Genomic DNA, 10584 nt, shown 5'->3' on the forward strand with positions numbered 1-10584 from the left:
GTGATGGTTTTCGTCGACTCAACCTTAGCATATAGGCGCACCCAATGGGTGAAACACCAAAGCAGCGCAGTCCCGTGTGAATCATGGGATTGCGCTGCTTTTTTGAAATTCTATGAATAATCCAGGTGAATTGTTATCTACCACGGCTGGTCGGTCGGGCCAACGGTAAATTCGTTGACGTTAGTGTCTTCTGGCATGTCGATGGCGAATTCAACGACCTTGGCGATACGATCAGCGGTGATCTCATAGCTGTCGTAAGTTTTCTGCATGTCTGCGGCAGACTGCTTGTCTGTAATGGTATTTAACAGTTCAGTCTTGATCGCGGCGGGGTAGATGGTCGCGGTGCGGATGTGGCTGCCTTCTTGAGCGGCTTCCATCCGTAAGACTTCCATCAGGTCGCGGACAGCCCACTTGGTCGCGCCGTAAACAGCACCGCCAGGATAGGCTTTGAGGCCGGCGACAGAGCTGGTGGCAATAAAGTGGCCGGACTTTTGGACCTTGAAGGTTGGCAGGGCGGCGGCGATACCGTTGAGCACCCCCTTCAGGTTGACGTCCACAATGCGATGCCATTCCTCGACTTTCAAAGCGGAGAGTGGTGAATTCGGCATCAGGCCAGCGTTTAAAAATATCACGTCGATGCCGCCAAACGTCTCTTTGGCAAACTGCACAAGGGCTTCGTTATCTTCGGGTTTGGTGACATCGGTGACGCGATACGCGGCAAGACCGCCGGCGTTGGTGATGGCGTCGGTTAAGGCTTTGAGCTTTTCTTCGCGGCGTGCACCCAGGACAACTTTGGCACCGTGGCTGGCGAGTAGCTTGGCAGTTTCAGCGCCAATACCGCTGGAAGCGCCGGTGATGACAACAACTTTATTTTTGATCATAGAGTTTCTCCTATTTTGACTGAATGGTTCGTAAGAACTTTGCCGGAACGCCAGCAACCACGGTGTTAGCGGCGACGTCTTTGGTCACGACGGCACCGGACCCAACGATGGCATTTTCACCGATCGTCACGCCGGGATTGATCGTCACATTGGCGCCCAGCCAGGCGCCTTTTTTAATGCGCACAGACTGCAGGACTAGGTCGCGGCGGTGGGCGGGATCTTCGTTGTGGTTGACGGAAATGAGTGTCGTTCGCGGCCCGAGCAAGGCGTGGTCTTCGATGTAGATCCCACCGAGATCAACGAAGAAGCAGTCGCGGTTGATAAAGACGTGCGAGCCAATGAACGTGTGCTTTCCAAAGTCGGTTTGGAAAGGGGGATTGATCACTGAACTTGACGCCAGCGGAGTCCCCATTAATTGCGCAATCAGTTGCCGACGGGTTGCATCTGTTGTTGCCTGGTTCAAGGCAATCAGCTGGTTGCTTGTTTCGGCGACGATGGCATCGACTTGTTGGGGTATCGTACCGGTCCAGCTGACTGCACCGGCGTTGATCAATTGTGGTAGTGGGATGTTCATGGCTAGGCCTCCTTGTTGATGACAACGATTATCTTAGCGAGCAAAGTAACGTCTGTCTAATACCTATGTTGAATGCTAAACTATAGCTAAAATGCATGGAGGGGAGAACGATGGAATTACGCGTTTTACGCTATTTTCTAACCGTTGTTGCAGAACACAATATTTCGCGCGCGGCGACACAGCTGCATGTGTCGCAACCAACGATCTCTCGGCAGATCAGCGAGCTCGAAGACGAGCTAGGGGTGAGTTTGTTTGACCGCGGCAGTCGAGAGATCGCGCTGACAACTGCGGGCGCATATTTTGCCAATCAGGCACGCCAGATCATTGCGTTGGCCGATAAGACAGTTGCTAACGTACAGCGTACCCATGACGTCAGCGGTAGTGTCATGATCGGTTGTGCAGAGGCGCCGATGATGGCTTGCGTGTCAGCGGCGATCAAACAATTGCAAGCCACTGCGCCTAAGGTGGTCGTCAATCTTTACAGCACTGATGCCAGCGATGTCCACACGCGGATGCATGCTGGTTTCTTCGATTTTGGCGTGGTCATGGAGCCGACGGATAAAGCTGATTATCATTTCGTCAATCTTCCGGGGACCACCAACTGGGGCCTCTTGGTCAGAAAAGATTCGCCGCTGGCGCAACTGAAAGCAGCGACAGTCAGTGATCTGCAAAATCAGCGCGTGATCATGACCCAACAGCGCGGCAGTGTCGATCTGTTGAACGATTGGCTAGGGGCCAGTGATAATCAGCTTCAGGTCGTAGCAACCTACAACCTGCTCTATAATGCGGCGCTCATGGTCAGTGCCGGCGTCGGGATTGCGCTTTGTCTTGATGGCATCATCAACACCGCGCAGACAGACTTACGGTTTGTGCAGCTTACACCGCAGTTGGTTGGCCACGCAAGCTTGATCTGGCCCAACAATGCGCAATTGTCACCGGCCGCATACGCCTTCTTGGATGCGATGATGGCGATCAGTTAAAAACCCGTCTTGTCGAGGCTGACAAGACGGGTTTTACTTTTTAAACGCTGCAAAGCGCTCGATAAACGCCGTTGTGATCGGCGTTTGCAGGCGGTGTTTGCGCCATGCCAAGACCGTGTGGGTCTGCACCCGCGGGGAAAAGGGGATGAAGCGCACACCGGCGTGGTTTTGCGGATCGATGACGCCTTCGATCGTTAAGGCGGCGCCGGCCTGGGCTTGGATCAACGGGATCACGTTGAAGATCAGGTTGAAGTGGCCGACGATCTGCAGATCAGCCAGATCGACTTGCGCCCAGTCGGTCAACAGCTGCTGAACGGCTTGGCGGCTGGAGATGATCAGCGGGATTCCTGGCAGATCGGCGGGTTCGATGACGGGGTGAGTGGCAAGCGGAGAGGTGACACTGACGACCAGGCCCCAGCGCTCGGTGTGTGCCAGCGTGAGGTGGTCATACTTCTCCGCGTCGACGGGTTCGAGCAAAAGCCCCAGATCGATCAGGCCTTTGTCCAGCCGGTCGAACAAGTCGTTGCTGGTTCCGGTGAACAGGTCGAAGGTGACGGCGGGAAATTCGCTGGTGAACGCGGCCAGTTCTTTGGCGAGCATGTGGCTGCTGTCGGCCTCCACGGCGCCGATGTTGAGGTTGCCGCTAAAAAGTTCTTTGCGCTGATCGATGAAGGTCTGCTCGGTTTGCGCCGTCAGCGTCAAGATTTCTTGGGCGCGGGTCTTGAGGTACAGTCCGGCTTGCGTCAGCGTGAGGCCGTGGTTGTTGCGCGTGAATAGCGGTGCGCCCAGTTCAACTTCCAAGCCTTTGAGCTGGCGTGACAGCGTGGGTTGGGTGATATGCAGGCGTTCTGCGGCCTGTGAGATCGAACCCGCCGCGTCGATCGCCAGAAAATATTCAAGTAGTCGCAATTCCATCTATGTGCCTCCGCTTAGTTAGTCAGGCCGATCGCCGTCTGTTCCGAGTTTATCGATTCCTAAACTACTATAGCTGTACAGGCTGGGATTGACAATCAGCTTGACGACCAAATCGGCGATGCTTTTGCGCGAGACGATCGTGCCTTTGAACGGCGTACCTTTGGCCGTGAGTTCATAGTCGATCTCGTCTGCGTCGGTCATGTACGCCGTCCGGATCAAGGTGTCGTTCAAGTCGCTGGCTTCGATGATCTCGGCGGCTTGGCGAGTGTCAGCCATCACCGCGCTGCCGACCGACGCTTCGACCCAGCGCCCGAATTCGCCAGGCACTTCATGATATAGCCCAAGCCCGGTCACATCGATCAGCCGGTGAACCTTGGCTGCGGTCATGGCGGTGACAATGTTTTGAATCATGGGGACCAGCTTGCCGCTGAGGTTGACGTACACAATGTCTTGGCAGGCCATGGCCTGATACAGCGCCTGATAGTCGTTGGCATCGGCTTCAACCACGGCTTCGCGCGTCGGGTCGATTCGCCCGAGGCGCTTGGCTTGGCGCAGGTACAAGGTGAGCTGGGCATTGGTTTCTGCCAGCAGGCGTTGCCGAACCAGTCTGGCAACGCGGCCGTTGGCACCGATGATCAAGACGTTGGTCATCAGGCGTCGTCCTCTTCGTAGATCGCTTTGGCTAAGTCGAACGCAGACCATGCCTTGGGCCACCCGGCGTAAAAACTGAGGTGGGTGATCAAGGCGACCATTTCTGCCTTGGTCACGCCGTTAGTCTTGGCGATTTGCATGTGCGCTTTCAGTTGCGGGAAAAGGCCTTGGCTCATTAACGCCGCACAGGTGATCAGGCTGCGATCACGGGCGGATAATTCGTTTTCTTTGGCCCAGACCTGACCGAAAAGGACATCATCGTTCAAGGCAGCAAATTGTGGCGCAAATTCCCCCAAGTTGTCGCGGCCGGCAGTTTGTTTTTTGACCATGTGCCTAGCCCTCCAACGCGTTGTAGTGAGTGTCAGAAACGGGTTCCAGCCATTCCGGTATGCCTGCGGTGATGGCGATATGGGCAAACCAGCTGTCTTTGGTTGCGCCGTGCCAGTGTTTCACGCCGTCATGGGTGACGACCACGTCGCCGGGGTGCAGTTTGCGTGCCGGCTGGCCGACTTCTTGGTACCAGCCTTCACCTGCTGTGACCAACAACAACTGGAAGCCGTCGTGGTGGATGTGCCAATTGTTGCGGCAACCCGGTTCGAAGGTCACATTGCCGACGCCGACATTGATGTCAGGATCGCTGATCAGATTGTTGAGGTAGCTTTGGCCGACGAAGAATTTGGCGTAGGCATCGTTTTTGGCACCCATGCCAAAGATATCGTTTTTCACGGCTTGTTCGTTAGTTGTCATTTAAGGATCGTCCTTTCGAGAATGCTTGCGTGTTGAATACGAGGATCAGTTTACCTGCCGTTTTGGTATGCGTCTAATACTTAATGCCTGTATGTGATATGCTCAATAAGCATGATAAACGCAGTAATAAAGCCTCCACGGGTTGATCGTGGAGGCGAGGCTGAGTGGTTTATGCCGGCCTACTTCGCCAATTCACGGCTGCCAGCGAGTGTCGTCATCAAGTCGGCAATCGGGATGCCGGTATCTAGGCGATACGACAACCAGTGCTTCTTGTTCATGTGGTATGCCGGCAAGGCCGTGCCATCTGCGAGCTTGGCGGTGATGGTTTCAGGATCTGCGCGGGCCACCAAGACATCGATCGGCTCGGTGCCGGCAAGTCCCAGCTTGTCTGGGGTGAGCTTCACCAACAGCGCGTACCACTTGCGGTTGTCTGCGCGCCGGATGATTGCGTTGTTGGGAAACTTTGGCCACAAGAACTCCGGTTGTTCGTGGTATCTCTCAGCGATCGAAGCGATCAGCGCTTGCATCTGTCCGGCGGCAAAAGTCGTGGGCGCGAAGCATTCCGCGGCGATTGCTTCAAGCGCGGCGATGTAAGCGTCGCGGATCTGGCCGACAAACAGCCCAGAATTGGCAGGATCGAGGTGTAGTACGTAAGGGTCGCCTGATTCGTCGTCGATGACCGTCGTGGTGACTTGCTGGCCGGTGATCGTGATGATCAAGGTGAAGCCGGGGATGAGCTGGCGCTTGAGCTGCCACCGGTCGTTTTCGTGGGTGAAGCCGTACGCGGCGAGTTTGGCGTCGTCAGGGTGACGGTTGTGAAAAATCGAATCTTGGATGGTTGCCATGGTCGAGCCTTCTTTCAGTTGAAGCGGTTACTTCTATTATAGTGATGACTGCGTTCAGAAAATAGCCCATACCGGCCTCATCCAGCCAGCCGAATGGTTTTGTGACCCAATAATTCCCGATTAGGCAGACTTGGTGATTCCAAAAGGGGTATCATAGAAATATCACGTTTTAGAAAGAAGCTTGCCTCGTGTCAAAACGCAACATCCTCATCGTCACATACGCCCTCTTGCTGTCTAACGCCATGAGTGGCCTGGATGGCACCATCGTTAACACGGCGTTACCTGCCATTATCTCTGATCTTCACGGCCTGCAACTCATGGCCTGGATCGTCGCGGTGTTCTTATTAGGCACCGCGGTGTCGACCGTCATCTGGAGCAAACTAGGTGAACGCGTCGGCAACAAGAAAGCCTATCAGCTGGCCGCCGTATTCTTTGTGGTCGGGTCGCTGTTGCAAGGGCTGGCGCCTAACATTGTTTTCCTGATCGTTTCGCGAGCCATTGCCGGCATCGGCAACGGCGGGATGGTGTCGCTGCCTTATATCATCTATGCCCAGCTTTACAAGGATCCGCGCAAGCGTATGAAAACCCTGGCGCTGGTGTCGGGCAGTTATAGTTTTGCGACGATCATCGGGCCGCTGGTCGGCGGCGCGATCGTCGATGTCTTTTCTTGGCACTGGGTATTTTATCTGAATGTCCCGATCGGCTTGCTGTCTGCGATCTTGGTGCAGATCTATTACACCAACGACGTGCCCAAGGCGACCCGCGATAAGATCGATTATCTGGGGGCGAGCCTCCTCACCGTCGGGCTGGTGGCGTTGCTGTCTGGCATCGAGATGATTGGGACAGGCAGCACGGCGCTGGTCGTCGGGTTGATCGTTGTCGCCGTCATCTTGTTGGGGTTGTTGCTGGTCGTCGAACAACACGCCAGCGATCCGATCATTCCCGGGCGGTTGTTTACCAACAAAGCCTTGGTCGCTGATCTGGTCTTGTTCACCCTCGTGTGGGGGGCGTTCATGGGCTTTTTGATCTACAGTCCCATGTGGGCGCAAGGATTGCTTGGCACATCGGCCTTGATCGGGGGCGCGACGCAGATCCCCAGCTCCTTCATGAACTTCGCAGGGTCGGAATCGGTGCCGGAGTTGCGGCGGAAGCTGAATCCCCATCAGGTCATCACGTTGTCGATCGTGGTATTGACCATGACGTTTGTCCCGCTGGTCTTCATGGGCGTGCACGCGCCTTATTGGTTACTGCTGGTCGCCGGCGCGTTTGAAGGACTCGGCAACGGGGCTTGTTTCAACGAACTGCAGATCAAGGTGCAACAAGAAGTCGAACCCATCGACGTGTCGGTGGCGACGAGTTTCAGTTTCTTGATCCGGATCTTGAGCCAGACGTTCACGACGTCGATCTTCGGGGTCATCATGAACCACGCCCTCAACCGTGGCGTCGCCGCAAGCGGTGGCACGATCACGATGAAAATGATGAACAAACTCAGCGACGCGGCGAGTGTCGGGTCACTGCCACAACACCTGATCCCCCAGATGCGCAACATTTTGCACGCCGGCTTACATAACATCATGGTGTTATCGTTGATTATGATGCTACTCGCACTGGTCGTCAGCTGGCGCGTTCAGCACCAAGCGGCAACGCGTCAGGTCGTTGCGCAATAACCAAAGTAAGAAGGCATAAACATGAAAACAATCGGATTATTAGGCGGCATGAGCTGGGAAAGCACCGTGACGTATTATCAAGCCATCAACCAGTATGTGCAGGCGCGACTCGGCGGCGTCCATTCCGCCAAAATGGTCATCACCAGCGGCGATTTCGCAGAACTGGCGGCCATGCAAGAACGCGGCGACTGGGATGCGGCGTCGGCGTGGTTGAACGCCCAGGCGAAGGCTTTGCAAAAAGCCGGCGCAGATTTTTTGATCATTGGGGCCAACACCATGCACAAGGTCGCCCCGCAACTGCAAGCGGCCGTTGCCCTGCCGGTGCTACATATCGCCGACGCCACGATCGCGGCCTTGCAAAAAGCAGGCATCACCAAAGTCGGGTTGCTGGGCACGAAGTACACGCTGACGCAGGCGTTTTATAAAGACCGGATCAAAGCCGCCGGCATTGACGTCTTGACGCCACACGCGGCAGAAATCGACACAGTCAACCACATCATCTATGCCGAATTGTGTGCCGGCCAGATTGTCCCGGCTTCTAAGGCCACGTTGCTTGATTTGATCGCCGACATGCAGGCGGCAGGGGCACAAGGCGTTATCTTGGGTTGCACGGAGTTAGATCTGTTGGTCAAGGCCACGGACGTGACGCTGCCGGTTTTTGACACCACCTTGATTCACGCACAAGCCGCTGCGGCCAAGGCTTTGGCAGATTGATCCTTGGCATTAGGTGAGGAGTGTGGGCACTGATCACATCAAAACGCATGATAGAAAATCATCAACCATTTTTGCGGCGCCTGCTGGCAGTCGTTGGTCCCGGCCTGTTGGTCATGCTGGCAGACACAGACGCCGGCTGTTTGATCACGGCGGCCCAATCCGGCGCGCAGTGGGGTTATGCGATGGTACTGCCACAGCTGGTGTTGATCCCGGTGCTGTTCATGGCTCAGGAAATGACGGTCCGGTTGGGGATCGTCACCCATGAAGGCCATGGGACGCTGATCCGGCAATATTTTGGCCGCGGTTGGGCGTGGTTGGCCGCCGTGACGTTGGGAATTTCTGCGGTGGGTGCGTTGTTGACCGAGTTCATCGGGATCGCCGGGGTCGGGGAACTGTTTGGGGTTTCGAAGTGGGTCACGATTCCCATTGCGACGATTTTTTTAATCGCGATCGCTTTTTTAGGCAAATACCAGCGCGTCGAAAAGGTCGGTGTGATGGTTGGCATTGCCGAGTTTGCGTTCGTGATCGCCATGGTGATGGCCAAGCCGCAACTCAGCGACTTGCTTCACGGGTTGGCGACGGTACCGTGGCACAACCGCGGCTATGTTTACTTGGTTGCCGCCAACGTGGGCGCTGTCATCATGCCGTGGATGCTGTTTTATCAACAAGGGGCAGTGGTCGACAAGCACCTGACACCGGCAGACATCCCCCGCGAACGCCGCGACACCGCGATCGGCACGCTGGTCACGCAAGCGGTCATGATCGTTTTCATCGTGACCTATGCCGCGACGGTAGGCAAACATGGCGGCAGCGGGGCATTTGCCACCGTCGGGCAGATGGCCGCGGCGCTGGCGCCATACTTGGGCCGAATGCCGGCTGATCTGCTGATCGGCATCAGCTTGTTAGGCGGGGCCTTGGTTGCGGCGTTGGTCGTCGCCTTGGCAGGTACTTGGGGGTTGACGGAAGTGCTGGGCTGGCCGCACAGCCTCAACGAGCCGTTCGATCGCAAGAGTGCCGGGTTTTATCTGATCTATATCGGCGCCCACGTCATCGGGGCGATTCTGGTCTTGGCGAATATCCAGCTGGTGTCGCTGGCCGTCACCGTCGAAGTGATCAACGCGCTGTTAGTGCCGATCGTGCTGGGCTTTTTGTTGTTGCTTGAGGCCAAGGCGCTGCCGGCAAAATACCGGATGCACGGCTGGTATCGCGTCGTCGCCACGACCATGTGCCTGCTGGTGATGGTCTTCGGGCTGTACATGCTCGGGCCGATGTTGCATCTTTGGTAAAAAAACTAATCTTAGATTATTTTGTGCTGTTTGCGATGGAACGTATTGTTGGCGGTGTAGACCCCGCAGATAATGATTGCCGCGCCGATCAGTTGCGCGCTACTGAAGGTCTCGCCTAATATCAACACGCCGGCAATGATCGAGACGACAGTTGAGACGCCGATGAACGAAGCGGTTTTGTTGACACCGATGTGCGCGATCGCATAATTCGATAAGAACAAGGCAAAGACTGAGCTGCCGATCCCTTGATACAAGACAGCAACGGTGAAACTCAGATGCGTCACCGGCAGGCTGAACAGCGCCCGAGTGTTGCCGTGCACGAGCGCTTCGATCAGCGCCATGATCACGAAAACGACCGCCCCAGCGGCTAACATGATATATGTAATCTCGATGCCGGTGTAAGCTGAAGCTTTGTCCACATAGACGCTGTACAGCGCGTAAGTCGCCACGGCCAGCAGCAAGAATAAGTAACCGATCAGTGACAAACTGGCACTGGCCCCGGCAGCTACCACTGTCGCAATTACACCAATTAAAGTAATCAAGACCCCGATCACCTGCAGACGTGTCGGGTATTTGTGCAAGATCCAAGCCGAAGCCAACAAGGCAGCGACGGGGATGCAGGCTAAGAACACGCCGCTTTCCGATGCGGTGGTGTGGCTGATGCCGAAGGTTTCGCCAATGAAGTACAGCACCGGATCAAACAAGGCCACTAAGAGTAATGGGCGCAACCTTTTGCCTTTGAACGAGACATGGATGACGCCGACCAAGATCAAGGCGGACATCACGACAAAGGCGACTAGGAAGCGCCAGCCGAGTAGCGCTAAGGGGCTGGCGACGTCGGTGGCTTGTTTGGTGAAAATGTAGCTCAACCCATACAACGCCTCACAGCCTAGCGCGGCCAAGCTGCCTAAAATGAGGCCGACTGAGTTTCGTTTATGCATAAGGCTCCTCCGAGTTAGGAAAATATGAATTTTATTGTAGCACACGAGGGGTGATCGATATTGGCCGATTGTCGATAGTTGATGCAGGCTACTGCACACGACAATACACGATTGGCCCAATATTTCCCAATCTGTTGATCAACGTCAGCCTATTGGGTGGGGGTGATGGTCTTCGGGCTGTACATGCTCGGGCCGATGTTGCATCTTTGGTAAAAAAAGTGTGTTCGTCGATTGGCGAGCACACTTTTTTTAATGAGACGAATTGTCAACTCAAGTGCAACTTTTTACCCATGAAGACTTCTGATGGCGTCTTCCAGCCTAAGACCTTGCGTGGTCGATTATTCAGTTGTTCAATGTAAGTCTCAATTTCCTGGTCGCTCTGA

The 10584-nt window shown here is 55.3% G+C and carries 12 protein-coding genes and 1 pseudogene; 4 read left to right on the forward strand and 9 right to left on the reverse strand.

Annotated elements, in window-relative coordinates:
- Positions 1 to 137: 137 nt before the first annotated feature.
- A complete protein-coding gene (locus tag ACYVRB_RS13395) occupies positions 138 to 881 on the reverse strand; it encodes an SDR family oxidoreductase (RefSeq protein WP_461215948.1) in 744 nt (247 codons plus the stop codon).
- Between the two features lie 10 nt (positions 882 to 891).
- Positions 892 to 1455, reverse strand: a complete 564-nt coding sequence (locus ACYVRB_RS13400) for a DapH/DapD/GlmU-related protein (protein ID WP_461215950.1) — start codon at positions 1453 to 1455, stop codon at positions 892 to 894.
- 110 nt (positions 1456 to 1565) lie between these two features.
- Here ACYVRB_RS13400 and ACYVRB_RS13405 point away from each other — a divergent pair, with 110 nt between their 5' ends.
- On the forward strand, positions 1566 to 2435 hold the full coding sequence (locus ACYVRB_RS13405; RefSeq protein WP_461215951.1) for a LysR family transcriptional regulator: 870 nt from the start codon (positions 1566 to 1568) through the stop codon (positions 2433 to 2435).
- Positions 2436 to 2468: 33 nt separating this feature from the next.
- Here ACYVRB_RS13405 and ACYVRB_RS13410 read toward each other — a convergent pair whose 3' ends face one another.
- From ACYVRB_RS13410 to ACYVRB_RS13430, 5 genes are all read right to left on the reverse strand, one after another.
- On the reverse strand, positions 2469 to 3350 hold the full coding sequence (locus ACYVRB_RS13410; RefSeq protein WP_461215953.1) for a LysR family transcriptional regulator: 882 nt from the start codon (positions 3348 to 3350) through the stop codon (positions 2469 to 2471).
- An 18-nt stretch (positions 3351 to 3368) separates the two neighbouring features.
- Entirely contained in the window at positions 3369 to 4001 is a 633-nt protein-coding gene (locus ACYVRB_RS13415; protein ID WP_461215955.1) for an NAD(P)H-binding protein, read from the reverse strand.
- Positions 4001 to 4330, reverse strand: coding sequence for a carboxymuconolactone decarboxylase family protein (locus tag ACYVRB_RS13420; protein ID WP_461215956.1), 330 nt, complete (start codon positions 4328 to 4330; stop codon positions 4001 to 4003). Before ACYVRB_RS13420 ends, ACYVRB_RS13415 begins: the two co-directional genes overlap by 1 nt.
- A gap of 4 nt (positions 4331 to 4334) precedes the next feature.
- Positions 4335 to 4748: a cupin domain-containing protein gene (locus tag ACYVRB_RS13425; RefSeq protein ID WP_461215958.1), complete on the reverse strand. Its 414-nt coding sequence runs from the start codon at positions 4746 to 4748 to the stop codon at positions 4335 to 4337.
- A 179-nt stretch (positions 4749 to 4927) separates the two neighbouring features.
- Complete coding sequence (locus tag ACYVRB_RS13430) at positions 4928 to 5593, reverse strand: MmcQ/YjbR family DNA-binding protein (protein ID WP_461215959.1); 666 nt, start codon at positions 5591 to 5593, stop codon at positions 4928 to 4930.
- Positions 5594 to 5781: 188 nt separating this feature from the next.
- Between ACYVRB_RS13430 and ACYVRB_RS13435 the strand changes: the two genes are divergently transcribed.
- The 3 genes from ACYVRB_RS13435 to ACYVRB_RS13445 are packed head-to-tail and all read left to right on the forward strand — an operon-like array spanning position 5782 to position 9260.
- On the forward strand, positions 5782 to 7260 hold the full coding sequence (locus tag ACYVRB_RS13435) for an MFS transporter (RefSeq protein ID WP_461215960.1): 1479 nt from the start codon (positions 5782 to 5784) through the stop codon (positions 7258 to 7260).
- Between the two features lie 21 nt (positions 7261 to 7281).
- Entirely contained in the window at positions 7282 to 7974 is a 693-nt protein-coding gene (locus ACYVRB_RS13440) for an aspartate/glutamate racemase family protein (RefSeq protein WP_461215961.1), read from the forward strand.
- 47 nt (positions 7975 to 8021) lie between these two features.
- On the forward strand, positions 8022 to 9260 hold the full coding sequence (locus ACYVRB_RS13445) for an NRAMP family divalent metal transporter (protein ID WP_461215963.1): 1239 nt from the start codon (positions 8022 to 8024) through the stop codon (positions 9258 to 9260).
- A gap of 11 nt (positions 9261 to 9271) precedes the next feature.
- Here the strand turns inward: ACYVRB_RS13445 and ACYVRB_RS13450 are convergent, their stop codons facing one another.
- Together ACYVRB_RS13450 and ACYVRB_RS13455 are read right to left on the reverse strand one after the other, a co-directional pair.
- The gene (locus ACYVRB_RS13450; protein ID WP_461215964.1) at positions 9272 to 10201 is read right to left on the reverse strand and encodes a DMT family transporter; all 930 of its coding nucleotides are present in this window, start codon (positions 10199 to 10201) and stop codon (positions 9272 to 9274) included.
- A gap of 265 nt (positions 10202 to 10466) precedes the next feature.
- Positions 10467 to 10584, reverse strand: a pseudogene (locus tag ACYVRB_RS13455) (IS30 family transposase); the annotation flags it as partial.

The sequence above is a fragment of the Lacticaseibacillus boliensis genome (assembly GCF_054784775.1).